The organism is Thermogemmatispora tikiterensis, from assembly GCF_003268475.1.
Classification (GTDB): Bacteria; Chloroflexota; Ktedonobacteria; order Ktedonobacterales; family Ktedonobacteraceae; genus Thermogemmatispora; species Thermogemmatispora tikiterensis.
Genome location: NZ_MCIF01000002.1, coordinates 5320532 through 5345846 on the forward strand (window position 1 = coordinate 5320532; position 25315 = coordinate 5345846).

Annotated in this window: 20 protein-coding genes and 1 pseudogene; 12 read left to right on the forward strand and 9 right to left on the reverse strand. The window is 60.7% G+C overall.

Translation table 11 applies throughout. From position 1 onward, the window contains the following. The 7 genes from rbfA (at position 1) to A4R35_RS21310 (ending at position 6402) form a co-directional block, all read left to right on the forward strand. A complete protein-coding gene (rbfA, locus tag A4R35_RS21280) occupies positions 1-441 on the forward strand; it encodes a 30S ribosome-binding factor RbfA (RefSeq protein ID WP_112432999.1) in 441 nt (146 codons plus the stop codon). Continuing rightward, positions 438-1496, forward strand: a complete 1059-nt coding sequence (locus A4R35_RS21285) for a DHH family phosphoesterase (RefSeq protein ID WP_112433001.1) — start codon at positions 438-440, stop codon at positions 1494-1496. Before rbfA ends, A4R35_RS21285 begins: the two co-directional genes overlap by 4 nt. Beyond that, on the forward strand, positions 1463-2419 hold the full coding sequence (gene truB, locus A4R35_RS21290; protein ID WP_112433003.1) for a tRNA pseudouridine(55) synthase TruB: 957 nt from the start codon (positions 1463-1465) through the stop codon (positions 2417-2419). The genes A4R35_RS21285 and truB overlap by 34 nt, the downstream gene beginning before the upstream one ends. Before the next feature lie 143 nt (positions 2420-2562). Further along, positions 2563-3501, forward strand: a complete 939-nt coding sequence (locus A4R35_RS21295; RefSeq protein ID WP_112433005.1) for a bifunctional riboflavin kinase/FAD synthetase — start codon at positions 2563-2565, stop codon at positions 3499-3501. Between the two features lie 17 nt (positions 3502-3518). Continuing rightward, positions 3519-4373, forward strand: coding sequence for an FhaA domain-containing protein (locus A4R35_RS21300; RefSeq protein WP_112433007.1), 855 nt, complete (start codon positions 3519-3521; stop codon positions 4371-4373). Positions 4374-4385: 12 nt separating this feature from the next. Next, a complete protein-coding gene (locus A4R35_RS21305) occupies positions 4386-4832 on the forward strand; it encodes an FHA domain-containing protein (RefSeq protein ID WP_112433009.1) in 447 nt (148 codons plus the stop codon). Between the two features lie 202 nt (positions 4833-5034). Then, positions 5035-6402 carry an FtsW/RodA/SpoVE family cell cycle protein gene (locus tag A4R35_RS21310; RefSeq protein WP_112433011.1) on the forward strand — a complete coding sequence of 456 codons (1368 nt, stop codon included), beginning with the start codon at positions 5035-5037 and terminating at the stop codon, positions 6400-6402. A gap of 158 nt (positions 6403-6560) precedes the next feature. On the opposite strand, the gene A4R35_RS21315 is transcribed toward A4R35_RS21310, so the two are convergent. Then, entirely contained in the window at positions 6561-8318 is a 1758-nt protein-coding gene (locus A4R35_RS21315) for a hypothetical protein (protein WP_189362151.1), read from the reverse strand. 206 nt (positions 8319-8524) lie between these two features. Between A4R35_RS21315 and A4R35_RS21320 the strand changes: the two genes are divergently transcribed. Next, on the forward strand, positions 8525-9190 hold the full coding sequence (locus A4R35_RS21320; RefSeq protein ID WP_146747299.1) for a hypothetical protein: 666 nt from the start codon (positions 8525-8527) through the stop codon (positions 9188-9190). Between the two features lie 54 nt (positions 9191-9244). Next, complete coding sequence (locus A4R35_RS21325; protein ID WP_112433018.1) at positions 9245-10675, forward strand: prolipoprotein diacylglyceryl transferase; 1431 nt, start codon at positions 9245-9247, stop codon at positions 10673-10675. 280 nt (positions 10676-10955) lie between these two features. Here the strand turns inward: A4R35_RS21325 and A4R35_RS21330 are convergent, their stop codons facing one another. Beyond that, positions 10956-11333 carry a lipopolysaccharide assembly protein LapA domain-containing protein gene (locus tag A4R35_RS21330; protein ID WP_112433020.1) on the reverse strand — a complete coding sequence of 126 codons (378 nt, stop codon included), beginning with the start codon at positions 11331-11333 and terminating at the stop codon, positions 10956-10958. A gap of 323 nt (positions 11334-11656) precedes the next feature. Between A4R35_RS21330 and mutS the strand changes: the two genes are divergently transcribed. The 3 genes and pseudogenes from mutS (at position 11657) to A4R35_RS21345 (ending at position 17824) form a co-directional block, all read left to right on the forward strand. Then, positions 11657-14473 (forward strand): DNA mismatch repair protein MutS, encoded by a 2817-nt coding sequence (gene mutS, locus A4R35_RS21335; RefSeq protein ID WP_112433022.1) that lies wholly within the window; start codon positions 11657-11659, stop codon positions 14471-14473. 166 nt (positions 14474-14639) lie between these two features. Then, positions 14640-15793, forward strand: a pseudogene (locus A4R35_RS21340) (acyl-CoA dehydrogenase family protein). Positions 15794-16348: 555 nt separating this feature from the next. Beyond that, on the forward strand, positions 16349-17824 hold the full coding sequence (locus A4R35_RS21345) for an MFS transporter (protein WP_112433024.1): 1476 nt from the start codon (positions 16349-16351) through the stop codon (positions 17822-17824). A 224-nt stretch (positions 17825-18048) separates the two neighbouring features. Here A4R35_RS21345 and A4R35_RS21350 read toward each other — a convergent pair whose 3' ends face one another. From A4R35_RS21350 to A4R35_RS21380, 7 genes are all read right to left on the reverse strand, one after another. Continuing rightward, the gene (locus tag A4R35_RS21350; RefSeq protein ID WP_112433026.1) at positions 18049-18588 is read right to left on the reverse strand and encodes a DoxX family protein; all 540 of its coding nucleotides are present in this window, start codon (positions 18586-18588) and stop codon (positions 18049-18051) included. A gap of 353 nt (positions 18589-18941) precedes the next feature. Further along, entirely contained in the window at positions 18942-19430 is a 489-nt protein-coding gene (locus A4R35_RS21355; RefSeq protein ID WP_112433028.1) for an Hsp20/alpha crystallin family protein, read from the reverse strand. A gap of 3 nt (positions 19431-19433) precedes the next feature. Continuing rightward, on the reverse strand, positions 19434-19619 hold the full coding sequence (locus A4R35_RS21360) for a hypothetical protein (RefSeq protein ID WP_112433030.1): 186 nt from the start codon (positions 19617-19619) through the stop codon (positions 19434-19436). Between the two features lie 460 nt (positions 19620-20079). Next, complete coding sequence (locus A4R35_RS21365; RefSeq protein ID WP_112433032.1) at positions 20080-22221, reverse strand: (Fe-S)-binding protein; 2142 nt, start codon at positions 22219-22221, stop codon at positions 20080-20082. 145 nt (positions 22222-22366) lie between these two features. Continuing rightward, positions 22367-23341 carry an electron transfer flavoprotein subunit alpha/FixB family protein gene (locus A4R35_RS21370; protein ID WP_112433034.1) on the reverse strand — a complete coding sequence of 325 codons (975 nt, stop codon included), beginning with the start codon at positions 23339-23341 and terminating at the stop codon, positions 22367-22369. A gap of 14 nt (positions 23342-23355) precedes the next feature. Beyond that, positions 23356-24141, reverse strand: coding sequence for an electron transfer flavoprotein subunit beta/FixA family protein (locus tag A4R35_RS21375; protein ID WP_112433036.1), 786 nt, complete (start codon positions 24139-24141; stop codon positions 23356-23358). Positions 24142-24501: 360 nt separating this feature from the next. Beyond that, positions 24502-25194, reverse strand: coding sequence for a hypothetical protein (locus A4R35_RS21380; protein ID WP_112433038.1), 693 nt, complete (start codon positions 25192-25194; stop codon positions 24502-24504). Between the last annotated feature and the right edge of the window lie 121 nt (positions 25195-25315).

Genomic DNA, 25315 nt, shown 5'->3' on the forward strand with positions numbered 1-25315 from the left:
ATGCCAAACCTGTATCGCCAGGAAAAGCTGGGTGAGTTGATTGCCGAGGAGCTTAGCGATCTGCTACGCACGCGCATGAAAGACCCGCGCATTGGCTTTGTCAGCATTACGCGGGTAGAGGTCAGCGGTGATCTGGCCCACGCCAAGGTCTATGTCAGTGTACTGGGCAGCGATGAGGAGCGCCGCAATACGATGGCGGCCCTCAAACGGGCTACTGGCTTTCTACGCCATGAGTTGGCGGGCCGTCTGGTGCTGCGACATGTGCCTGAGCTGGTCTTCAAGCTGGACCTCTCGCTAGAGAAAGGGGCCCAGGTCATGGAGCTGATCAAGCAGATCGAGCAAGAACATGCTCAGCAGCAGGAATCTCAGGCTGGCCTGCCTGCTCAGCCGGGCGCGGAGGAAGAGCGAGGTCAGACCACTGATTCAACGGAGGCGGAATGAACGCATCTGCGACTGCCCTGGCGGCTCAGCTACCAGTGGACCAGGTGGAGCGTGCCCTGGCCTTGCTAGGTCCGGCCCGGCGCGTGGCCCTGCTGGCCCATGAGCATCCCGATGGAGACTGTCTTGGCTCCGCCCTGGGCTTGGCGCATATGCTCTGGGCCTTGGGCAAGGTAGCGGTGCCCTGTTGTGCCGACCCGCCGCCGCGTGCTTATTCCTTTCTTCCAGCGCAGGAGCGCTTTCAGCAGGATCTGGGAGATGAGGATTTCGATCTGGTGGTTGCGCTCGATGCAGGAGAGCTGCCGCGCTTTGGCCGCCTCTATGAGGGTCACCGCTCCTTCCTGGAGCAGGTGCCGTTGCTCAATATTGATCACCATATCAGCAGTGCAGGCTGTGGGCAGGTGACGATCATTGATCCAACAGCAGCGGCTACAGCGGAGCTGCTGGTCCTCTTCCAACAGCAGGCCCGGCTGCCGCTGACGCCAGAGGCGGCCCTCTGCTTGCTGACAGGCTTGATGACCGATACTGGCTCGTTCCAGTTTCCCAGCACGACCGCTCGCACGCTGGAGGCAGCCGCTCTGCTGCTGCAGGCCGGAGCCTCGCCCGAGCCAATCGCCCAGGCCGTCTTTCGTACGCGCCCGCTGGCCCAGGAGCGCCTGCGGGCCAGGGTCCTGCTACAGGCGCAGACGGCCTGCGATGGGCAACTGATCTGGTCGTGGGCCAATGATGCCACGCTGGCCGAGACTGGAGCCTTGCCGGAGATGGATGATAATCTGTCCGGCCTGCTCCGTGATATCGAAGGAGTGAAGATTGCGGCCTTCTTCAAGAGCTATGGTACACCCGGCACGACGCGTCTGAGCCTGCGCTGTGCGGCTCCCTATAACGCCGCCGAGATCTGCCAGCGCCTGGGGCGCGGCGGCGGCCATGCCCGCGCCGCGGGGGCCACGCTTGATCTACCGTTGGAGCAGGCGATTCCTTTTGTAGTAGCCAGGCTGGAGGCTGAGCTACGGCGGGGAGAGGAGCAATGGACGGCATCCTCAACATCAACAAACCCGTAGGTCTCACCTCGCACGATGTCGTCGCGCGTGTGCGCCGTCTGCTGCGTCAGCAGCGTGTGGGCCACGCTGGGACGCTGGACCCGCTCGCCAGCGGCGTTCTGCCCGTCTGCGTCGGTCTCGCCACGCGCGTTGCCGACTATCTGAGCGAGAGTGGCAAAGCCTATCAGGCCGAGATTGTCCTGGGGGTAGAGACCGACACCTATGACCGCGAGGGGCAGGTTCTGAACACGCAGCCGGTCCCAGATGTTAGCCGTGAGCAAATTGAGAGCCTCCTGCGCACCTTTATCGGGCCACAGCTGCAGGTGCCTCCGCCCTACTCAGCGATCAAGCTGCAGGGGGAGCCGGCCTATCGTCGCGCCCGGGCCGGTGAGAGCCTCAAGCTGGAGGCCCGCCCGGTCGTGATTGAGCGCCTGGTCCTCCTCGCCTGGGAGAAGCCGCGGCTACAGCTAGAGATCGAGTGCAGTAAGGGAACCTACATTCGCTCGCTGGCCCATGACCTGGGCCAGCGCCTCGGTTGTGGAGCTTATCTGAGCGCTTTGCTGCGTACACGCAGCGGGCCATTGACGCTGCAGGAGAGCATCACGCTGGAGCAGTTGGACGAGGCGCTGGCAAGCGGCAACCTTGAGCGTTATCTGCTGCCGCTGGATATTGCTCTCCAGCATTACCCGGCGCTTGTCGTCGATGCTAAAACTCTGCAGCGGGTCCTGCATGGGAACAGCTTCCGCGCTCCCGGCCCGGAGTCAGAGAGCCTGACCTTCGCCCCAGCTCCCGGCAGGGGAAAGGACGGCCCCCACCCGGGAGAACAGCCCCAGCTGGCGCGCGTCTGCGACGAGCAGGGCCGGACCTGGGCCTTAGCTGTCTGGAAGCCAGAGCAGCGCCTCTGGCAGCCGATGCGAGTCTTTGGACCTGAAAGAGGCTCCTGAGCGGGACGGCAACGGCGAGCAATTCCCCCAGGCTGGTTAAGAAAAGGCGCGATTGTTGCCTGACCACTAGAGCTGTGATACTATTAAAACGCCCGCTGCGGGTGCGACACTGAGCAGAACGTAAAGGGCCACCACTATTCATTATGAACTATCAAACCACCGTAACCGCGCAGGAACCAATTGTCATCACCATCGGGAACTTCGATGGCATTCATAGAGGGCACCAGCGCCTGCTCCATGAGCTGCGAGCATTGGCGGTGACCCTGGGCTGTAAACCAGTGCTGCTGACCTTTGAGCCGCATACGCTGGCGGTCGTACGGCCCCATGTGCCACTGCAGTGCCTGACCTCGTTGGAGGAGAAACTGGCGCTGGCGCGGCGCTATGGCGGGGTCGAGGACTATATCGTCATACAGTTTACGCCACAGGTCGCGGCCATGTCGGCTCGCCAGTTTCTGGATGAGCTGCGGGCGGCTTTTGACCTGAAAGGGCTTGTGGTAGGCGAGAACTTCAGCCTGGGGCATAATCGCGAGGGCAACATCGCCTTCCTGCAAGGCTATGGCGCAGAGCATGGGCTGGTGGTCCGCGCGCTCCCACTGGAGGAGATTCGCGGAGTACGCGTGAGTAGTACAGAGATTCGCGCGCTCGTCAGTGCAGGCCGAATCGCCGAGGCTGCCGATCTGCTCGGACATCCCTTGCTCTTGAGCGGCATCGTCGTTCACGGCGATCATCGTGGCAGGCTGTTGGGTTTCCCAACAGCCAATATTGTGCCAGAGCCGTTTCGCCTACTGCCGGCCAACGGCATCTACGCGGCGCGGGTGGCGGTGGAGGAGGCGGGAATGAGTGACGTGTTTTCTTCTCCTCACGTCTATAAGAGTGCGGTAAACGTCGGGATTCGTCCTAATTTTCCCAGCAAGCGCCCACTGGTGGAGGCGTACCTGCTGGATGTCGAGCTTGATCTCTACGGCAAGCGCATTCTGGTAGAATTCATCGCACGATTACGCGATGAGCAGCGTTTTGACAGTATAGATGCCTTGAAGGAGCAGATGGCCGCCGATGTGGAGCAGGTTCGGCAGATTCTGTAAAGGGAGCGTGAGTCAGGGTGAAAACGCGCCAGAATCCACTCTCACGGTTTGAAGCCTTTATGCAGCGGCTGATCGAGGGGCCGTTTGCGTTTCTCTTTCCTTCGAGACTGGAGCCGGTGGAGGTGGCCCGCAAGCTGGAGCGGGCGATGGAAGATAACGTTTTCCAGGGGGTGGATCGCCTGCTGGCACCAAACGTCTACGATATTTATTTGAGCATCAAGGACCATCAGCGTTTCTCCCCCAGCCAGGCGATTCTGGTCCGAGAGTGGCAGGAAGATCTCGTGAATCTGGCCCGCCAACGACACTATACCCTGCGCTCCAATCCGGTGCTGCGCCTGCACGCCGACAGCAGCTTGCGTCCTGGCCTGGTTCGCATCGAGGCCGAACTGGTTGACCGGCAGCATCGCACCGGCGATCCCAGCGTCGATGGCGAGGTGATGGAGACCCAGGCCCTGAGCGCCGAGCAGCTCGCGCAGCTGCGGGCCCAGTTGCAGTCTGGCCAGCTCTTGCCCGGCATCGATGTGCCCGCCGGCTCCTCGATGAGTGGCCTGGCTACCGTCCGCCCCGCTCCCCCTATGCCGCAAGCCTGGCTGACCATTCGCGTGCCACAGGGTCAACAGATCTATCGTATCGAGAAGCCGGTCGTCAATATCGGGAGACAGCTCAATAACGATATTATTGTCGAAGATAAGCGTGTCTCGCGCTACCATGCTCAAATCAAATATCAGCCTAATGGCCAGTTTATGCTCTTCGATCTCGGTAGCACGAACGGAATCACAGTGAATGGGATGCCCGGGGTACGGCAGCATACCCTGCGCAGCGGCGATCGTTTCACCATTGGAAGCTACGATTTCTACTTTGAGCGAAGGTAGGGACACTGACTCATGCCTTTGGATGTCTTTTTATTGATATTAAGGATCTTGCTGCTCATCCTTCTCTACCTCTTTTTGATGCAAGTTGTGCTGACGATCTCCCGCGATCTGCGCAGGACGGCGGCGCTGGGAAGCGAGATGAATGTGCGCACGCCGCCGGTGGTCGGGCATCTGGTAGTGGTCGATAGTGGTCCCAGCAATCTGCTGCCGGGGACGCGCTTTGACCTGATGCCACAAACAACGATTGGGCGTGGTCCTACCAACACGATCCAGTTGCCCTACCCTTTTATTTCCGCCGAGCATACGCGGCTCTGGTATCGCAATGGTGTCTGGTATGTCCAGGATGCCGGTAGCGTCAATGGTACCTTCCTGAATAGCAAACCGGCTCGTGAGCCATTACCCGCCCGGCCCGGTGATCTGATCCAGATCGGGCCGGTCTCTTTTAAGCTCACGCCCTAGCTCGCAGAGCCTGCTCTTCCCTTCCCGATCTCTCTGACTCGCTCACTGGCTCGTTTGGTCGGTTGAGGGGCGCGCTGGTAGGCTGCGGCGTGGCTGCTTGGGTTCGGTTCGGTCTCTCTTCAGGCGCTCGCTAGGGTTTGGGGGTATGGCTCGGCGCGCCCCGGTTTGCCAAGACTCGCTGACAGTGAAAGGTCTGGCTGCAATGACGTTTCGCTATCGCTGGAAAGAACTGGGATTGTTCATTATCCCATTCCTGATTCTGCTGCTGGGCATGTCCCAGCTTTTGCTGGCTAATCGTGATCAGACCTCCTCGCTGAGCACGCGCAATTTGCCGCCGATCCAGGGCCTCATCCCTATCCTGGGGCTGATCGCCCTGTTTGTGACGGTCAACATCGTGCTGAGCTTCTTTTTCTCGCGAGCTGATCAGATGCTCCTGCCGCTGGTGGGATTACTCAGCGGCCTGGGGGTCCTGATGGCGATGCGCATCGGTCCCGATATCAATCGCCCTACGCTGGGGACGCAGCAGCTGATCTGGGTGATCCTGGGCATTATCATGTGCATGGTCACACTCTTCGGCCTGCGTCGTATGCAGTGGCTGGAGCGCTACAAATACACCTGGGCCGTGCTGGGCCTCTTTCTGGTCTGTGTCACCCTGGTCAATACTCTCCATGTGAAGAATCTGGACAGCCCGACACATGACCAGCTCAAGCTGGGTCCTTTTGCCTTCCAGCCCTCGGAGTTGCTCAAGATCTGCATTGTCATTTTCTTTGCGGCCTACCTGAGCGAGAATCGCGATATTCTGGCTGGCAAAGGCCCGCGCTTTGGTCCCTTCCGTCTGCCACCATTGCGCCAGCTCGGCCCTGTCTTTATGATGCTGGGCATTGCCTTGCTGCTCTTCCTGGTGGTCCGCGAGTTAGGGCTGGCCCTGTTGATCTACGGCCTCTTTCTCTGCATGATCTACCTCAGCTCGCAGAAGAAGTCGTATGTCTTCTTTGGGTTGCTGCTCTTTGCCCTGCTGGCCCTCATTGGCTACTCACTCTTCAGCTATGTGCGCAACCGCTTCGCGGTAGTTGGCTTTGATGTGGTCAACTGGCAGCACTGGACCGCCGCCCAGACCAACTTTGCCGAGAATCAGGGCTTCCAGATCGTCCAAGGGCTGATTACGCTCTCTAGCGGTGGCATTCTTGGGGCCGGCCTTGGTCTGGGGCATCCGACGATCGTTCCGGTAGTGGAGTCGGATATGGTCCTGACGGCCTTCGGCGAAGAGTTAGGGCTGGCGGGCTTATTGGCCCTCATCGGCCTCTACCTGCTGCTGATCTACCGCGGCTATCGCATTGCTATGGAGGCCCGTGATCCCTTTAATCAGCTGCTGGCGGCGGGCCTGACCTCCATCTTTGCGCTGCAGACCCTCATTATTGCCGCTGGCAATATCAAGCTGCTTCCCCTCACTGGTATTCCCCTGCCCTTCCTGAGCTATGGTGGTAGCTCGGTGATCGCTAACTATATCATTATCGGTCTCCTCCTGCGCATCTCTCATAATACTGCCCTGGAGCGTGAAGGGCTGGCTTAGCTGCCACTACTCTGCCCTCGGTGGCTCCAGGCACATAAACTGAGCCAAAGCCGGCGCGCCGTCTGATCAGGGCACAGGTGACGCGCCGGGACTCTGGCTTGCTTCCGTGGAGGAAGTTGCCTGTCTCGCCCATTGATTGCCTCTGCCACGACACTCGCTCAGGAGACTGGCAGGCGCCCCTGCCGTTGTGGGTCGCGTCCCTGTCCGCGGCTCGCCAGCGGCAGCGGTTGCGCTGCTAGCGTTGACCAGGTTCGCTGACGCCGGCGCTGGGCCAGTACGAGCGGGATGAGCAGGAGCAGGAAGGACCAGCCCCACAGGCCGCGCAACCAGCTGATCTGCAGGCCTGGGAAGAAGGGAAGCCCTGTGCGCTCCATTCCCCAGACATAGCCGGCGTAAATTGAGAGCATACAGAAGGCGGTGAAGGCCGTAGTAACGGCAAAGGCTCGCGAGCGGAGCAAGGACTGCCAGCTCTTGTCGCTTGCCAGCATGAGCAGGCTTAAGCCAACCCAGCTCACCAGATACCACGGCCAGAACCAGGTTGAGCCGACGAAGCAGAAGAGAAGCCAGGCCAGGGCCATCCAGCCAAAGAGGGCCGGAAGCGAACGGATAGAGGCAGGCCGTCGCCAGGTGTAGAGGCAGAGGCCACCGTAAGCGAGAACGAAGAGCAGGCTGGCGATAGCGTGGGCGACAATCTCAGGATAGGAACCCGTATTTGGATCAATCTGAATCAAGCGAATCTGGGCAATCGTCGCATAAAGATGTACGAGAAATTCATATGGGGTGTTGCGAGCCATCGAGGCACTGGGGTTGACCCGGAACAGGCGCAGGACTGCCCCGTGCTGCCAGAATGGCCAGTAGAGCAGCACAATACAGCCAGTGTAAGCGAGCAGCATGGCAGCTGGTAGGCGCAGACGCTGCCAGAAGGGACGCCGCTCCTCACAAGCCAGGAGGAAGAGCAACAGACCGGGGAAGATGACAATAAAGGTAATTTTGAGACAGGCAGCCAGGGCCAGAACCAGCGTGGCAGCCAGCAGCCAGGGCAGCTGCTGACGACGCTGCCAGTGGAAGAGGAGCCAGCAGGCCAACAGGATGAGGAAGAGAATAGTGGCGTCGTTGTGGGCATTGACGCAGGCCTCCAGGAGGAGCAAGGGATTCCAGGCCAGAGCCAGGGTGGCGGTGAGGCGAACCAGACGGAGGCGCGGGGACGGGGCCTCCTGCGGCGTAAGGGCCAGGCCGCTGCTGCTCCAGAGAAGGATGGTGGCGCCGAGGTGCATGGTCAGACCGAAAAGACGCAGGAGAAGGACCATGCTCCAGACACTGCTGTGGTGAAGCTGCAGAGCCAGCCACTGGAGCAGGCTGGTGCAGGCAATCCAGGTTGGGCCATAGGCCGAGGGCTGAGTTGTCCAAAAGATGTATTGGTAGATGGGATCATGAGAGATAGCAATGGGCAGAGTGGTCAGGGGATTGAGATGGTAAATTACGCCTATGCGAGCGTAGGTAATGTAAGAAAAAACGTCTTGTGAAGTCAGAGCAGGATATAATACTAAAATGAAACCGAGGAAAGCGGTTGATAAGAGGATAAAGCGGTAGGAGATCAGAGGAGGCAAGGCGCGCAGGGCTAGCAGATAGAGCAGACAGACCAGAGCCAGCCCGCCGCCGAGCAGGAGCAGGTCGTGCCAGTTCAGCGGAACATTGTGCAGGGCCTGGTTGTCAAGGGGATGCCGCGATGAGACGAGTGGCTGGTGGGGAAAGAGAAGGTGCGTTGGCAGGAGTAGCCAGTGCTCCACCCACGAGCCGGGAAATGCCTGGTAAAAGTAGAGTGCGCGCAGGGGAAGGATGAGGCCAAGGACTATCAGGGCCATCCCTAGCAGCAGCACGAAGAAGACGGGTAATGATCCTGATGCAGGCTCCGTCATCCGCGATTCTTTTGTATAGCCTTGAGCTAGAGGACTTGCTGGGTATGTCATCTGAAAAGGTACCCCCGCCGTGATCTGAGTACTATCCACGCCCTGGTCCTGTTGGAATGGGACCAGCACCGGTATTTATGCCTAGAGATAGGCATAAATACCTAAACATAGTATACGGTCTCGTGTAAAGTGCCGCTTGTTCGTGGGGGCCAGGCATGGTATACTTTGGCAGAAGGGAGCCGCGTGCCATTCAAGCGACTGCTTTGGGCAGAGCAAGTACAATGGGCCAGTACCAGCAATGGCTACTCTGTCAGGAGACTGATCAGAGCCTGAGACGGAAACTGGAGGCGCTGGAAGCTGAGCAAGCCTCCTTGTTAGAGCAGCTCAGCCAGCTAGAGAGAGCGCAGCCGCGGCCAGAGAATCAGCTGGTGCGTCTTCTGCTGAGCGTATTGGAGGGGGAAGGGCAGCAGCAGGGTCAGCAGCAGGCGCGTGTGAATCTCTCGCCGTCCTCCTCCAGTGGTTCTGGAGCCTTACCAAGGCGCCAAACGAGCGAGGCTACTGGGAGCTTTGGCCCCGCTCCTGCGCGGACACCATTGCCCGCCATAGGGGCTGAGCAGCGCGCTAGTAGTCTTCCTGCTCCTCACCAGGAGAGCCTGGCTCAGCTGGGATGGCCGGTGAAGTTGCAGGAGCTTGAGCTACCTGAGTGGCTCCATCGTCTGACCATCTCCTCGGGTAAAGATCGGCGCCCCGGTCCCATCGATGAAGAGCGGATACGCACCAATCGCCTGGTACAGCGCTGGTTGGAGCGCTGGGGGCGCATTTCCCCCTCGCCATCTTCGCCCCAATCCCCCGCCTTGGGAGAGGGCCCAACCCAGGAGTAGGAGTGAAGGCTCCTGCCGACTGACTGGCCCTATGCTCTGCTTGAGGATACTGAGATGAACAACAGCGAGCAGTTGCAGCGTCTCTACAGCCGCCTGAGCCGGCGCGACATAGAGGAGTTCTATGCTGGCTATCAGCTCTGGTTAGCCGAGCAGCGCCTGGCTGTGTTGCAGGCGGAGATCCAGGCTCTGCGTCAGCAGATTGAGCAGAACGCGGAGCGTCTGCGTCAGCTTCAACCGCCCGAGGGAGTGGTGAACCTGCTGGCTGCTCTACGCGAGTGGGGTGTCAGCGATGTCGTCTTGCTCGATCGCCTCTGCGAGCGAGGTGAAGAATGGTTACAGGCGATGTTTCACCGGCTCGATACCTGTCGTCAGCTGGGCCTCTTTGATGGCGATTATACGCGCTGGTGTGAGCACGCTCTGGAGGGAGCCTATGACTGGCTCGATTCGATCGAGGAGGGCACAGCCCCGGCTGCTGAGATGCTGGCCCCGGCTGAGAGCGCTGCGCTTGCGGCGTGCGAAGAAGATGCGGCTGAAGACGAGCTAACAGAAGATGAGTTCTTGCGCCGCTTGCTGCGTGAAGAGGCCACTGCTGGCAGCCTGCCCGCCATTGCACCAGCGGAGGTGGTACTGGTCGACGGCTCTGAGCCTGTAGGCGTGGCGTCTCCTGCGACACCCGAGCAAGCCGCTCCCGCTGAGGTAGTTCCGCTGTCTGAGGAAGAGGTGCTCCGGGCGACCGAGGCCGAGCTGGCGAGCGAGGCTGCGATAGCAGAGGCGCCCGGTGACCAGAGCGATGGAGCGACAGAGGCGGAGACACTGGAGAGGACTGGCGAGGGACCGCAGTCCGGTGATGCTGCTGAGACGCTGGCCTCCGAAGCTGGACTTGAGCAACCTTTCTCCTCCCTGGTAGAGCCGGCCATGCCTGAGTATGCCAGCGGCGCCACGCCTGAGGCAAGGCTGGTCCCTGAGTCAGAAGCAAACCAGGGGCTAGAGAGCGCAGATAAGGCCGAGAGACACCTTCCCTCGGGAGAGCAGGAGAAGATGGCGTCCTCTCCTGGAGGGGCTTTCTACGAGTTTAGCCCTGCTGGCTCCCCCGAAGTCGTCTCGACAGCGGCGGAAGTGATCTGGCCCGAAGAGGAGAACCTGCTCTTCTCGGCAGAGGAGGATGCTGCCAGCGCCGAGCTGGAAGGTGATGAAAACGGTGGAGACACGGCAGATGTCTCTCAGCTCGCTGCTGCGGCTCAGGTCCAGAGCGACGCCCCGGCTGAAGCGGAGACCGCGGCTCTCGCTGAGCTGGCCGAGCAGCCGCAGGAAGAGGAAGAGCAGTCTGCGCAAGAGCCAGCCAGGAGTGAGGAAACCAGCGATTCCAGCGAAACGACGACCATCGCTGGCGAGGCGATTCGCGTGCGGGAAGATGATGAGGATACGGCGGCAGAGCTGCGTTTCTGGCAGCGCATTTTTGGCCGGCATGGCGTCGAACTCGATTGACTGGCTGACGTATGGGGTGACCCACTACCCTTCCTCCTCAAGCGGACAAGCAAAGGAAAGAAGGAGGCTGTGAGGAAAAGCCACCCTTGGGACGGGAAGCGCCAACCCGTCCTTTTCTTATGTCAGCTGTTCATGCGCTCATGGAGCTGGCTGAGCCGTAACTGCTCACTTCACTGATCGACTCGGACCAAGCATCCGGCGGCCCGCCCAGTTTCACCGAAGAGGAGAGAGCATGATCTGCCTCGGAGCAGAGAGGAGGCGAGGCGGAACTGCTCTCGCCTTAATAGCCTCCAGGCGGATAACCGGTGGGAGGGCCGGGATGATGGCCTGGGGGGGTGCTGGGACCGGGCATGCCCGGGATACCGGGCATGGGGACAACCGGCGGCATCTGCGGAAGCGGGCCGGAAGGAATGCGTGCCACCTGCGCAGCCTGCAGGGCTGCCGCCTTCTCCCGCTCAAGTTCTTCCACACGCTGGCGCAGTCGTTCCAGCTCTCGCCGGTCCCTGAGCGAGGCCAGAACCGCGATCACATAGAAAACCAGTGCGCCCAAGAGGAACGAAAGCAAAAGCAGCACCCCTACCGGAAGAGGAATATGGAGGTGCCAGGAGAAGAGTGACAGCTCAACGTCGCTCAATGGAGACCCGTTTGCAGTCATCATGGTGCACCGTTCAACAGCAGATCTATCGATGCGTGCTTATTGCTACATGTAGTGCCGGCGTCTCGACGCTCATGCGTGAGCTTACCTTACGAGCGAGATAGGAGGAAGAGACCGCGCCAGGAAGAGCCGGGCCTCGCGACGTGGTTCCTCCAGCCCACACGGGGATGTTCAAAGTATATGCAAAAGCTAATCGTACTGGCAACCGAGTAGGACTGAACAGCTAGCGGTGCTGACGAGCGGCAGGATGGCTAGAACGCTTTTACAAAGCGGTGGATTCGGGGTAAACTAAGCATCACGCCAAGAGTCTCTGGGAGAGGTGAACCGTGCTATTTGAGGAGTACGAGAGAGGTCAGCAGAGCAACCATAGTCCGATCCGGTCTCAGTATCTTGCCATCAAGGAGCGCTATCCCGACACCATTCTCTTTTTCCGTATGGGCGACTTCTATGAGATGTTTGACGAAGACGCCGAGATCGTGGCGCGGGAGCTGGAGATCGCCCTGACGCGGCGCGATTTTGGGCGCGGAGAGAAGGCTCCAATGGCCGGGGTGCCGCATCAGGCTGCTGAAAGCTACATTGCTCGCCTGGTAAGTAAGGGCTACCGCGTGGCCGTCTGCGAGCAGGTCAGCGATCCGGCCCTCTCGCGGGGGCTGGTAGAGCGCGAGGTGACGCGCATTGTGACGCCGGGAACGGTAGTTGAGCCGGCCATGCTGGCTGCCAAGCGCAATAACTTTCTGGCGGCGGCGGTGATGGGACGCAACGCCGTCGGCGTGGCCTATGTGGACATTACAACGGGCGAATTTGCCACGACGCAGATTACAACGGGCGAGCCGGAACTGACTTTACAGCAGGAGATAGCGCGCATTGCCCCAGCGGAGGTTCTGGTGGAGGCCCACTATGGGCAGTCAAGCAATCGCAAGCGGCGCTGGCTGGCAGCGCTGATGAGCGAGAAGCCGCTTCCCCGCCTCGGAAGCAATGGCGACCCTGAAGGGGCGGCGGCCTTCTTGGGGGAAGAGAGCGAGCTGGAGGAGGACGATGATGAGGATTACGCTCCGCTGGCGCGCCTCTTTAAAGGGCTGGCCGGCCATGTGACCCCCTACGATGCCCGCTTCTTCAGCGAGGCGGATGCACGCCATCGCCTGCAGACTCACTTTGGCGTCGTCTCTCTGGAGGGCTTTGGCTGCGAAAAGCTACCGCTCGCCATCCGCGCCGCCGGAGCTGTTCTGGCCTATGTGCAAGAGACGCAGAAGGAGATTGTGCCCCAGCTCGCCGCTCTGGAGACCTACTCGACCGCTAGCTTTATGACCCTTGACCCCCATACTCGGCGCAATCTGGAGCTCTTCGAGAGTGGACGCAGTGGTACCCTCAAAGGTTCGCTGCTTTGGGTGCTCGATCGTACGCGCACTCCAATGGGTGGACGCTTGTTGCGCCGCTGGCTTGGTCAGCCGCTCCTGGATATTACGGCCCTGCGTCAGCGCCAGGAGGTGATTGCCGAACTGTTAGCCGACCCGCTGGTGCGGGCGCGGCTGGGCGAGATCCTCAAAAAAATTGGTGATGTCGAGCGCCTGATCAATCGCGTGCGCCAGCGCATCGCCGGTCCGCGCGATCTCATCGCCCTGGCCAGCAGCCTGCGCGGAGCTGCGGAGATCCGTGCCGATCTGGCGGCTGATAAGGAAGGGGCGGCAGCGCTGCGCACGATGCCCTCACTGGCGACCTTGCTGCAACGGTTGGCTGATACCGAAGACGTCGTTACGCTGATTGAGCGCGCCATTGTACCGGAGCCGCCGGCAAGCACCTCCGAGGGGGGGATCATCCGGCCCGGTTTCAACGAAGAACTTGATCAGTTGCGCGCGCTCTCGCAGGATGGGCAGCGCTGGTTAGAGCGTCTGGAGCAGCGCGAGCGGGCCCGAACTGGCATCAGCTCCCTCAAGGTAGGCTACAACAAAAACACCGGCTATTTCATTGAGGTCTCCAATGCTCACAAGCAGCGTGTGCCTGCCGACTATCAGCGGCGTCAGACTCTGACCAACAGCGAGCGCTTTGTGACGCCAGAGTTGAAGGAGTACGAGGCGACCATTCTCAATGCGCGCGAGCGCATCAACAAGCTGGAGAGCGAGCTGTTTGCCCAGATTCGGACGGAGATCGCCGCGCAAGGCGCTGAGCGAGTGCTAGCTACAGCCCACGCTCTGGCCGAGATCGACGTCTATCTGAGCCTGGCCGAGGTAGCGGCGCGCAATAACTATTGTCGCCCTGAGCTGAACGACGGGGATACCATTCGCATCATTGCCGGGCGCCATCCGGTTGTGGAGCAGGCTCAGCCCGAGGTGCCTTTCGTTCCTAACGATACAGAGCTGTCGAATCACGAGGCGCAGATTCTCATTATTACCGGGCCGAATATGGCGGGGAAGTCGACCTATCTGCGCCAGGTGGCGCTGATCACCCTGATGGCCCAGATCGGCAGCTATGTGCCGGCCCAGGCGGCCACCATTGGCATTGTGGACCGCATCTTTACACGCATTGGAGCCCAGGACGACCTGGCGACGGGCCAGAGCACCTTTATGGTCGAAATGGTAGAGACGGCCAATATTCTGCACCATGCTACCCCGCGCAGTCTGGTCATCCTCGATGAGATTGGACGCGGCACCAGCACCTACGATGGCCTGGCGATCGCCCGGGCGGTGGTCGAGTATCTGCATAACAATAAGCGCTGTGGAGCACGGACGCTCTTCGCTACCCATTATCACGAATTGGTAGAGGTAGCGCGCGTCCTGCCGCGCATCCGCTGCTTTAATGTAGCGGTCAGTGAGGAGGAGGGCCGTATCCTCTTTCTACGCAAGATCGTCCCGGGCGGGGCCGATCGCAGCTATGGGGTGCACGTGGCCGAGCTGGCCGGCATTCCACGCCCGGTCATCCATCGGGCACAGGAGATTCTGGCGGAATTGGAGCGCAAGGGCGAGGCTCAGGCACGACGTAAGGCTATGAAAGATATGACTATGCCCTTGGGCTGGCAGATGACGCTCTTCGCCGCGGAGCCGCATCCAATCCTTGAGGAGCTGAAGACCCTGGATATCGAGAGTCTGACCCCGATCGAGGCCATCAGCAAGCTCTACGAGCTACAGCAGCGGGCGCGCCGTGAGAGCTGAGCCGCGCGCTGCGCCGGATCTCCCGCTGCGGCCCTCCTCTTCCTTCGGCGGGAGAGGGAGTTTGTCTACCTGGCACGAGGGCGGCCTCTCTGTGGTATATTCCAAAACACAATGGTTGTGTCCTGTGCTTTGTTTCTGATCGATATCCAGCAAAGGAGCGTCGTCTATGGCGGTTTCTCATCTCTCTCCCGAAGAAGAGGAGCTGATTGCGGCTATTCGCGAAATTGCAACCGGGCGTGTGGCGCCGCGCGCGGCGGAGATAGATCGCACAGGGAATTCCCCTGGGATATGAAAGAGCTGCTGGCGCAGCAGGATATCTATGCCATGCCCTTCCCCGTGGAGTATGGGGGTCTCGGCTCAACGAAGCTGGCGGTGGTCCGTGCTATTGAGGAGTTGTCGCGCTGCTGTGCGACGACGGGCCTGCTGCTGGCAGTGCAGCAGCTGGGGGCTATGCCGATCTTGCTGGCTGGCAGCGAAGAGCAGAAGCGCAAGTATTTACCACCGCTGGCGCGTGGCGAGTGGCTGGCAGCCTTCGGCCTGACCGAGGCCGGTTCTGGTTCGGATGCGGCGGCCATGCGTACAGTGGCGGTGCGCAAAGGGGATCGCTACATTCTCAACGGCTCGAAGCGCTTCATTACCAATGGGGGTCTGGCTCAGGTCAATACGGTCTTTGCTCTGACCGATCCGCAGGCGGGGACACATGGTATCAGCGCCTTCATCGTGGAGCGAGATTTTCCTGGCTTCGCCGTGGGGCGTATTGAGGATAAAATGGGGATCAAAGGATCGCAGACGGCGGAGCTGATCTTTAATGATTGTGAGGTGCCAGTGGAGAACCTGATCGGGCGCGAGGGCGATGGCTTCCGCATTGCCATGCGCACCCTGGATCGCACGCGGCCCGGCATCGGGGCCCAGGCCGTGGGCATCGCTCAGGGAGCGCTGGATCTGGCTGTCTCCTATTCCAAGCAGCGGGTACAGTTCGGGCGTCCGATCGCTGAAAACCAGGGCATTCAGTTTATGCTGGCCGACATGGCCACCAAGGTCGAGGCGGCGCGCCTGCTGGTCTATAATGTGGCGGAGATGATCGATCGTGGCGAGGAGCGCTTTACAATGTACTCATCGATGGCCAAGATGTTCGCCTCGGATATCGCGATGCAGGTGACCAGCGACGCTATCCAGATCCTGGGCGGCTATGGGTACATGAAGGAGTATCCGGCAGAGCGAATGCTCCGCGATGCCAAGATTACCCAGATCTATGAAGGAACCAATCAAATTCAGCGTCTGGTAATTGCGCGCGAGTTGCTGGCGCGAGCTTCGGCCTGAGTAAGACCGTGAGGCTGGAGCCGTGAATAAGCGGGCGATCGTCGCCCGCCTGCTTTTGGCTGGCGAGAGGCGCAGCTGCCACAGTGCCACAGGATTGTGGCAGCCTGGCCTAACCTAGGGTTGCGCCTCTCCCGGCGAAGGGGCCAGGGACAGAACTCTCTTACTGCAGCGTCTCTGTAATGGCTTGGGAATAACAGAGCTGTATAACTAGAGAAAATCCCCCAATCTTCTGGCAAACAGTACCTCATGCAAATCCCCCAACACGAGCCCAAGTATCGGCGATCTTCGATCGCTTTGTGCTATCATGAAAGGAGATGCGAGGGGAGCTGGCCACCGATGCCAAACTGATGCTCTCCGCCGCACCTGGCATCGGGCGAGCAGCAAAGTGGGCATACCGCCAGCAGCTATCACCTGCGAGCAAAGTAGCCGATCGCCAGAAAGCTAGGCTCATGAAGCAAGCAGCCAGAAGCAAGGACACGGCTGCCTGCGGCGGGATTGTCCCAGTGGCCCGCCTGTGCCTGATTGGCAGACCTGATTGGAGATGGGCACCGCATCATGAAGAAGCTGGAATACAAATGGATCGCGCTGTCGGTTGTCACCCTCGGCTCATTGATGGTCGCCATTGACTCGACCATCGTCATCCTTGCCCTGCCGGCTATGTTGCAGGACCTCCATTCTGACCTGGTGCGTATGACCTGGGTGATCACCAGCTATTTGCTGATCAGCACTGTTCTGCTGCTCTCCTTTGGCAGAATGGCCGACATGTTTGGCCGCGTTCGCCTCTATAACCTGGGCTTTCTGGTCTTCACCATTGGCTCTGTGCTCTGCGGCCTGGCTCCCAACGATCTCTTTCTGATTGCGGCCCGTGTCCTGCAGGGGGCTGGAGGAGCCATGCTTAATGCCAACGCGATGGCTATCATCACCGAAGTCTTTCCCCCGGGCGAGCGCGGCACGGCGATGGGCTTTAACTCCATCACCTGGGGGGCCGGTAGCGTCCTTGGCCCCGTTCTTGGCGGCCTCATTCTCTCGCTGACCAGCTGGCGCTGGATCTTCCTTGTCAACCTGCCCGTCGGTCTGGTTGGGATGCTTGCCGCCTATTTTCTCCTGCACGAAATCGCCCCGCGTCAGCAGCGGGAGCGTTTCGACATCCTCGGCGCCCTCCTCTTCTGCGTCGGTCTGGTGGGTCTCCTCTTTGGTCTTCTGGAAGGTATCAGCGTTGGTTGGCGCTCGCCCCTTATTGTGGCTCTGCTCCTCATTGGCCTTGTCGCCCTGCTGGCCTTCCTCTGGCGTGAGCGCCACTATGCCTATCCCATGCTAAACCTGCATCTGTTCAGCAACCGTGTCTACGCTTTCTCGGTTCTGGCGGCCATGCTTCAATCGCTGGCCGTCTTCGCCGTCAACTTCCTGGTCATCTTCTATTTACAAGGTGTGCGTGGCTACTCGCCGCTAGTTGCGGCCCTGCTCATTCTCCCGCTACCTCTCTTTATCTCGCTCGTAGGACCGCTGGGAGGGCGCTGGGCTGATCGCGTTGGCGGGACCATCCCGGCCACCGTCGGTCTGGCTCTTCAAGCTCTCGCCCTGCTGCTACTTGGGCTGCTGACGCCGACCACGCCCTACTGGCAACTGGCCCTTATCCTGGCCTTGATGGGCATCGGCGGCTCCTTCTTCTGGTCGCCTAACACCAGCACCACCATGAGCGCCGCCCCGCGCAGCCACCTGAGCGTTGCCTCAGCTACCCTGAACACCTTGCGCAACGTAGGCATGATCTTCAGCTTTGCCGTCGCTCTGGACGTGGCCGCGGTCTCTCTGCCACCGGCCCTCGTTGCCAGCGTCTTTCTGGGTACCGTCGGGCATCTGGCGCCCTCCATTGCCCAGGCCTTCACTGCCGCGATGGATCACGCCTTCCTCGCCTCAGCCCTGATCTGTCTGCTGGCTATGGCCTGCTCACTGGTACGGGCTGGCAAAGGGCCACAGCTGACGGGTCTTGCCAGCACACCGCTACAGCCCACAGCCTCCGAACGCCAGGAGTAGGCAGACAGATAGACAGGCGGGGGCGAGCAGCATCGCTGCTGCGATTCGGGCTGTCGATCAAAAACAAAAGGTGCCTCACCGGCTAGGGCTGACCCCTAGAGCTGACCCGGTGAGGCCTCCTGTTTCTCGGCACAAAGAAGAAGATGCCGGGCAGACAGGACAGCTGGCTATCATCGTCTGCCCGGCAGACTCTCAGAGGCTCGCGGCTTGCCGATCCGTCCTGATCAGGAGTGGGCTGTGCCCTGTGCCGGCTCCTGCGAACGTCGGGCCAGCATATTGCCCAGTGGGATCAGGATCAGCAGCAGCACGATCAGAACAACCAGTCCAATCAGGAAGGTCAGCGGCTGAGGCGGAGCGAAGTTGAGCACCTGGTCGAGCGAGAAGCTACCAGCGCCCGTCAGTCCGAGCACCACGCCCATCATCAGCAGGGCCAGATTGAACTCAAAGCCGCCCTGGCTATTCCAGAAGCCCTTAGCCCAGTGCACCCTGGCGATCGCCACCAGCATCGAACCCATCGGGAGCAAGACCGCCAGAGGCGTCAGCAGACCCAACGCCACCAGCAAGCCGCCACCAAACTCGCCCAGGGCCACAACCCAGGCCCAGAAGGGAGCCGGCTGCAGACCCAGCCTGTTCATCATCTCCTGTGTGCCACGCAGCCCATGACCGCCAAACAGACCGAACAGCTTCTGAGCACCGTGAGCCATAATGATGAGACCAAGCGTCAGACGCAACAGCAAGAGACCGGTGGCAAGAAGTGCGTTCATGGTCCTCTCCTCCTTTCCTTAGACGTCCAGTTTACGTCAAATCAGACCAGGCAGACTGTCTGGCGAAAGCCAGTTTGGCCAGTTTGCTTCCCGCTTAGCCGACCCGGAGCGGTACCGCCTGCAGGCCGGAGCGCAAGGAGTGACCGCACTCCGCCAGCTGGCCAGTCTGCTGGAGAGCAAAGGCCAATGAGAGACGATGGACAGGCAAGCAGCCTGACCAAAGCCGTCACGTTGGGCAAGGGCTGTCCCTATTGAAACCGTAGCATCTGAAGCCGGGCAGCGGGGTGCAGGGGCGGTGCTCAACGTTCGGAGGTAGCCCCTGCACTCAGCACTGCCAGTGAGTGAACGAGCGATCAGCGGGCGAGGCTTGACTCGACCGTCAGCGGCTGACCGGAGCCGCTGCGTACACTGATGTGCTTCGGACGACTCTCCTCTCTAATTGGCAACCAGAGCGTCAGCACACCGTGCTCATAGGTGCATTCCACCTGATCGGCATCGATGGGCTTGGGGAAGATGATGCTGCGCTCAAAGTGGCCAGGAGTAATCTCCTGAGCCAGCCAGCGCACCTGCTCATCGGAACCAACGAAGGCCGGCAGCTGGCCTTTGACTGTCAGCGTATTCTGCTGAATGCTCACATCCAGATCCTCTGGCTTCACACCAGGCACCAGAAAGCGTACCCGATAACCCTGCTCCGTCTCGTAAGCATCCAACAGTGCGCTTGGACTCTGGCGACCAGCCAGTGACCAACCCGTACGGACAAAACTCTGCTCAAAGAGCTGGTCAATTGCCTTCCGCAGGCTCAGTGCCTCCCGGAAAGGATCAAACGGCAGCAGCGTTGCCATCGCTTACACCTCCGTACTGATCCGCGTCCGCTTCCTCATGCTGAAAAAGAGACCTGCAACTTCCCAGACCGCGACCATCCCACCGACCGTCACCTGCCAGACGGCGCCGGCGCGCCAGCTCAGCCCGTTCACCGCCCGGCAACCACCTCCAGCGTCCGCCGGCACCCGCTCTTTCGTTCGTCCAGCCATAGTATAGCTCATCTCACAAAAAATGTCAAGTCATATAACGGTTTTCTGACAATCTTCTAACACAACTCTAACAGTCGTCTCCATCTAGGAAGAGAAAAGGCAGCGCCCCGGTCCAATCAACCGGGGCGCTTTGGGAGAGAGACAGTCAACGACCCCTGGCTTGTGGCTTGGGCCAGGGGCTTGCCTGCAGCCTCATCGAGCCGGGCTTTGGGCCTGGTTGACGGCTGCCCGTTGTCCCGCAGGACAGCACAGTGGGATTGACCCGTTCGTTCTCCCTCCCCTGCATGAGATAGGGCGAAGCCGTCGCTGAGCAACAGGTCAGTGCCTTTAGCTCTACACTACAGGCAAAGGATGCCAGGAGAGAGCAAGAGGGTGCCGCCTTCCTCTCCTGGATAAAGCCAGCGGAGGAAGGCGGCACATCCAAATGGAGGAGAGAGATCGAACAGGGTCGAGACGAGAACTACTGACCGGCGCGGGTGGCGCTCGGGGTAGCGGCCTCCTCCAGGGCGCGGGCCACGATCTCGGCGATATCCTCGACCTGGAGGCGTTCCTCTGCCTCCACGCCCTTCACGCCGTCCTCAAACATCATGATGCAGAACGGGCAGGCGGCGGCCAGCACCTCGGCCTCGGTCTCCAGGGCCTCATTCACGCGTGTCTGATTGACCCGCTTGCCGATGCGCTCCTCCATCCAGGCGCGACCGCCGCCGCCGCCGCAACAGAAACTCCTGTTACGGTTGCGACGCATCTCCGTCACCCCATTGCTATTGAGCACCGCCAACACTCGACGTGGCTCGTCGTAGACCCCATTATAGCGGCCAACGTAGCAAGGGTCGTGGTAAGTCAGCTTGCGGTGGTCGAAGCCGGAGGGGAGCTGCAGGCGGCCCTCGCTGATCAAGCGGTCGATGAAAACGCTATGGTGGATCACCTCATAGTGGCCGCCGAGCTGCGGATACTCATTTTTAATCGTATTGAAGCAGTGTGGGCAGGCCGTAATGATCGTACGCGCGCGGCTGGTCTGGCCGTTGTGACCGTGGCCATGCTGGGCAGTTGCCGTCTCTGCCTGGGCCGTATTAAAGCCGTAGCTATTGAGCACCTCGATATTCTGCTGAGCCATCATCTGCCAGAGGTACTCATTGCCGATGCGGCGAGCCGGGTCGCCCGTACAGGACTCCTCGGGGCCGAGGATGGCGAAATTGACCCCGGCGGCCTTCAAGATCTTCACCAGCGCTGTGGCCACCTTGCGGTTACGCTGATCGAAAGAACCCATGCAGCCGACCCAATAGAGCACCTCGGCCTCGGGGTTCTCCGCCATCAGCGGCACACCCAGGCCGGCGGCCCACTCCGCGCGGCGATCGTTACTGATCTCCCACGGATTCCCATTGCGCTCAATATTGTTGAACAGCGACGTTACCTCGGGTGGAAAATCGCTCTCCTCCATGACCAGGGAGCGTCGCATATCCACAATCTTGGGCACATGTTCAATGGAGACCGGGCAGATTTCCATGCAGGCGCCGCAGGTTGTACAGGCCCAGAGAGCCTCTTTGCTGATCACCCCGCCCACGAGCGGCTGAATCTCCTCATGGCCATTGCCGCGCACATCGGCCAGCGGCAGCTTCTGGAAGAGGTTTGGTTCGCCCACAATCTCATGGCGGCGGTCCAGTAGCGACTCCTTGACGCCGAGGATAATCTCCTTGGGCAGCAGTGGCTTACCGGTATTTGTCGCCGGGCAGACCGTATTGCAGCGTCCGCACTCCGTGCAAGCGTAGCCGTCCAGCAGCTGCTTCCAGGTAAACTGCTCCGCCTTGGAAACGCCGTAGTCCTCGCGCTCCTCCAGATTCTCCAGCAGCGGCAGCGCGCCGCGGGGGCCGTAGTTGCGGAAGAAGACATTGAAGGGGGTAGCCATCAGGTGCAGATGCTTCGAGCCTGGTAGATAGACCAGGAAGCTCAGCACCGTCAGAATATGGGCCCACCAGAAGACGCGGTAGAGGGCCACATTGGTTGCCGTGCCCAGACCGTAGAAAGAGGGGCCGAACCAGGAACCGAGCAGCGACCACTCTTCGCCGTGGCTGGCGGCGAAGCCGAAGGTCTCAACCAGGGCCAGAGTCAGCAGAACCAGGAAAATGAGGCCCAAGATAATGAAGCCGTCCCACGGGCCATGCAGGCGGCTCGATAGCTGCCGGGGGCGCACGATGCCGCGCCGGACCGCGAAGACAATCAGCGAGACCAGCACGAAAAGGACAAAGAGGTCGAGCAGGGCTGCGAACGTATGATCGTGGCCGATCAGCAGAAGCGAGCCGTTGAAGGCTCCCAGGATCAGATTCAGCAGCCCGAACTGAATAATGATGAAGCCCCAGAACGTAAAAAAGTGTGCCAGGCCGGGGATCGGATCGCGCAGGACGCCGCTCTGACCGAGCACCACCAGCAGGAAATCGCCGATGCGCTCCTCCAGATGGTCGGTGCGATCCTCGCGGCGAGCCTTGGCCAGCAGCGTCACCAGCTGTCCGACGCGCAGGCCGAAGACTGTCAGCGCCGCCAGGAAAATGACCACGAAGATGGTCGTCCCGATCCACCCACCGGTTGGAGAAATGGCAGGGGGTGCCATGACAACCTCCCTTAAAGGCGGCGGGGCCCCGTCGCCCTGCCTATCTGCCTGCTTGCTACTTCGCAGCGGCAGCCGTGCCCCACCGCAGTAGTATGCTGCTTCTTGCCTGCTTATGCGTCAGCGAGAACGAGCGAGCGTGAGCCAGCTAGAGCTGGGCTTTGCGTCGCTTCACTTCCTCGATCAGCTGGGGCAGGACCGTCAACACATCGCCGACGATGCCCAAATCGGCTACCGAAAAGATCGGCGCATGCTCATCTTTATTGATGGCGACGATATATTTCGAGCCTTTCATGCCAGCCAGATGCTGGATTGCGCCGCTGATGCCGCAAGCAATATAGAGGGTTGGCTTGACCGTCTTGCCGGTCTGGCCGATCTGGTAGCTGTAGGGGAGCCAGCCAGCATCGACGATGGCGCGTGTGGCGCCCGGCGCTCCACCGAGCACTGTCGCCAGCTCTTCGACCAGGCGATAATTCTCGGGTTTCCCCAGACCGCGGCCACCGCTCACAATGATACTGGCATCCTCCAGGGCCGGACCTTCGCTCTGGACCTCGACGCGGTCAAGAATCTTCATCTGCTGCGACTCGGGCCGCAGTGTCACCGAAAGCTGCTCAATCTCAGCCTGACGGCCCTCGAAGCGCTCCACCGAGAAAGCTTTCGGTCGGGCCAGCACGATCCCCGTTCCCTGGTAAGGATGCGTTGCGACCACGACGTTCTCACCGCCCCAAGGAACCGTCACCTCCAGGCGCTCGCTCTCGTCGTAACGGAGGTCGGTGGCATCGGTGATCAGGCCCAGATTATGGCGGGCGCTCAAGCGGGCGGCGATATCGCGGACATCGTAGGTGGTGGGGAAGAGTAGAAGGTCGGGCTGCTGCCGCTGCAGCAGGTCACTTAGGGTATCGACGGCGGGGAGCGTCAGGTAGGTATCGTAGGTGGGATCGGCGTGGACATAGACCTTTTCGGCGCCGAACTCACCCAGAGAGGGGGCCACCGTTGCGGCGGCGGAGCCGAGCACAATGGCCTCGGCGCGACCCAGATGGGCGGCCTTACTCAGCACCTCTAGAGACGAGCGAGCTGGCCGGCCATCCTCAATTTCGACCAGGACCCAGATCGTTTTTGCCATAACCTGCACTCCTCCTAGAGCAACTGGTGACGCTGCAAGAAGTCGGCAATGATCTCGGCAGCGTTGCCCTCGTCCTTAATGATCTGCCCGGCGGCGCGGGCCTCTGCCTTGCCAATCGAGAGGACCTGCTCGCGTGCGCCGGCCTCTCCGACCTGCGATGGGTCCAGCCCGAGGTCGCTCAGGCTCAGCTGGCTGAAGGGCTTCTTACGTGCGCTCATGATGCCCTTCATCGTCGGATAGATCGCCTCGAAAGAGCCGCTGGCGATGGTCACCACTGCCGGCAAGGGACTCTCCACCACCTCGTAGCCGGTCTGCGTGACGCGCTTGATGACGGCCTTGGTCCCCTCGACGTTGATCTCGCGTGCGAAGGTGAGCTGGGGCAGGCCCAGAAACTCGGCAATCGCCCCGGGTACCATGCCGGTGTAGCCATCGGTGCTCTCGGTCGAACAGAAGATGAGATCGGGATTCTCGCGCTTAAGAGCGGCGGCCAGCGTCCGTGCCGTGCCCAGCACATCCGAGCCAGCCAGGGCCGGATCGCTGATGAGGATCGCGCGATCAACGCCCATCGCCAGGGCGCGCCGCAGGGCCTCCTGGGCGCTGGCTGGACCCATGCTGATCGCCGTCAGCTCGCTGTTGCCGAGACTATCGCGCAGCTTGATTGCTGCTGCAATCGTTGTCTCGTCTCCCGGGTCAAGCACCAGCGAGACCCCGGTGCGCACCAGTCGTTTGGTAGCAGGGTCAAGCTTGCTTTCGACGGTGTTGGGGTCTGGAATCTGCTTTACACAGACGAAGATCTTCATTGCGTTGTTGCCTCATCTTACCTATGTGCGAGCAAAGGCGCAAGACACAAGACAGCCTACACCTGCGTAAAATGGCTCCTTCTCAGCAAAGAAGAACGGCAGCGCCTTCTTTGCCATTCTCCGTCGGAAAAGGGCCGTGTGCTGTCTGCGTTCGTCAGAAGAGAGGACTGCCCCGGGCGCCTTACGTCTGCACAGATTCTCTCGCTTTGGATAGAACGAGCAGGCCAATCGCTGTATTTACCAGGCCCTTTGTATTGTACCTGTCGCAAAAAGAACGTGTCAACGTTGCTAGCTAACGGCCAAAGCTCTCCCAGCTAACAAAGGGAGCAAAGGCAGGAAGTGCTCCCGCGCTGACCTGCCTTAACGCTGACGATAGACGAGGATGGCCGTAAGCACCGCCAGCAGGCCAGCACCAAAGGGCGGCAGGCTGGTGGCCAGACTACCGGTGGTGAGCCAGAGGTAGACAGCGAAGATTTCAAGGATGAGGCCGCAGGCGAAGATCGCCGCAATGGCCGTGGGCGAACGCTCGGCGGTGCCGGCAAGCTGCCGCCGGGCAAAGTGTGGAGATTGTCCACGGCCAGGCTCTTCCTGGCTGCTGGCGCCACGACTTGGCGACGGCTCCTGCTCTGCCACCATTGGGCCTGGCTCCTGACGGCTCCCCTCGCTTAGATGGTGCAGGGTCTCATAGAGATAATCGATCGTGCGCTGCGGAGCACGCAGCAAGACACTTCCTTCCCCAAAGCTGATCAGCAGTTCGTGTAGAAGGGCCCTGCCCTGGGGCGTGCGCAGGGTGATAGCGGTGATCTCCGTAAGAGGAATAGCCTCCAGGAAAAGGCGCGGGCGTGGGAACCGGACCTGATAATAGCCGAGCAGACGCCTGTTGGTGAGGATGACATCACAGGCGACCCTGCCATGCTGCTGACTGCTCCAGATGACAGGCCGACTCCCTAGTAGCTCTTCGTCCGGTTGTAGATGGGCCTGCAGGCCACGGAAGCGTCGAAGAATCCGACGCCCTGCCCTGGCCTGGCTGGGTGTAGGGGAGGGGGCGGTCATGCTCCTCTCTCTCTTGCTTGGATACGCTTGGCTTGCTTATCGCTCTCTCATTATAGCACAGAGCTGGCTGAGCGGACCTGGCGGATGGGGGGCGGGTACGGCCCATTTGACAAGCGTTGCT

Bases quoted from the DNA above. Each gene is read 5' to 3' on its own strand.
- rbfA (WP_112432999.1), top strand. From the start codon at position 1: ATGCCAAACCTGTATCGCCAGGAAAAGCTGGGTGAGTTGATTGCCGAG.
- A4R35_RS21285 (WP_112433001.1), top strand. From the start codon at position 438: ATGAACGCATCTGCGACTGCCCTGGCGGCTCAGCTACCAGTGGACCAG.
- truB (WP_112433003.1), top strand. From the start codon at position 1,463: ATGGACGGCATCCTCAACATCAACAAACCCGTAGGTCTCACCTCGCAC.
- A4R35_RS21295 (WP_112433005.1), top strand. From the start codon at position 2,563: ATGAACTATCAAACCACCGTAACCGCGCAGGAACCAATTGTCATCACC.
- A4R35_RS21305 (WP_112433009.1), top strand. From the start codon at position 4,386: ATGCCTTTGGATGTCTTTTTATTGATATTAAGGATCTTGCTGCTCATC.
- A4R35_RS21310 (WP_112433011.1), top strand. From the start codon at position 5,035: ATGACGTTTCGCTATCGCTGGAAAGAACTGGGATTGTTCATTATCCCA.
- A4R35_RS21315 (WP_189362151.1), bottom strand. From the start codon at position 8,318: ATGACGGAGCCTGCATCAGGATCATTACCCGTCTTCTTCGTGCTGCTG.
- A4R35_RS21320 (WP_146747299.1), top strand. From the start codon at position 8,525: ATGGTATACTTTGGCAGAAGGGAGCCGCGTGCCATTCAAGCGACTGCT.
- A4R35_RS21325 (WP_112433018.1), top strand. From the start codon at position 9,245: ATGAACAACAGCGAGCAGTTGCAGCGTCTCTACAGCCGCCTGAGCCGG.
- A4R35_RS21330 (WP_112433020.1), bottom strand. From the start codon at position 11,333: ATGATGACTGCAAACGGGTCTCCATTGAGCGACGTTGAGCTGTCACTC.
- A4R35_RS21345 (WP_112433024.1), top strand. From the start codon at position 16,349: ATGAAGAAGCTGGAATACAAATGGATCGCGCTGTCGGTTGTCACCCTC.
- A4R35_RS21350 (WP_112433026.1), bottom strand. From the start codon at position 18,588: ATGAACGCACTTCTTGCCACCGGTCTCTTGCTGTTGCGTCTGACGCTT.
- A4R35_RS21355 (WP_112433028.1), bottom strand. From the start codon at position 19,430: ATGGCAACGCTGCTGCCGTTTGATCCTTTCCGGGAGGCACTGAGCCTG.
- A4R35_RS21360 (WP_112433030.1), bottom strand. From the start codon at position 19,619: ATGGCTGGACGAACGAAAGAGCGGGTGCCGGCGGACGCTGGAGGTGGT.
- A4R35_RS21365 (WP_112433032.1), bottom strand. From the start codon at position 22,221: ATGGCACCCCCTGCCATTTCTCCAACCGGTGGGTGGATCGGGACGACC.
- A4R35_RS21370 (WP_112433034.1), bottom strand. From the start codon at position 23,341: ATGGCAAAAACGATCTGGGTCCTGGTCGAAATTGAGGATGGCCGGCCA.
- A4R35_RS21375 (WP_112433036.1), bottom strand. From the start codon at position 24,141: ATGAAGATCTTCGTCTGTGTAAAGCAGATTCCAGACCCCAACACCGTC.
- A4R35_RS21380 (WP_112433038.1), bottom strand. From the start codon at position 25,194: ATGACCGCCCCCTCCCCTACACCCAGCCAGGCCAGGGCAGGGCGTCGG.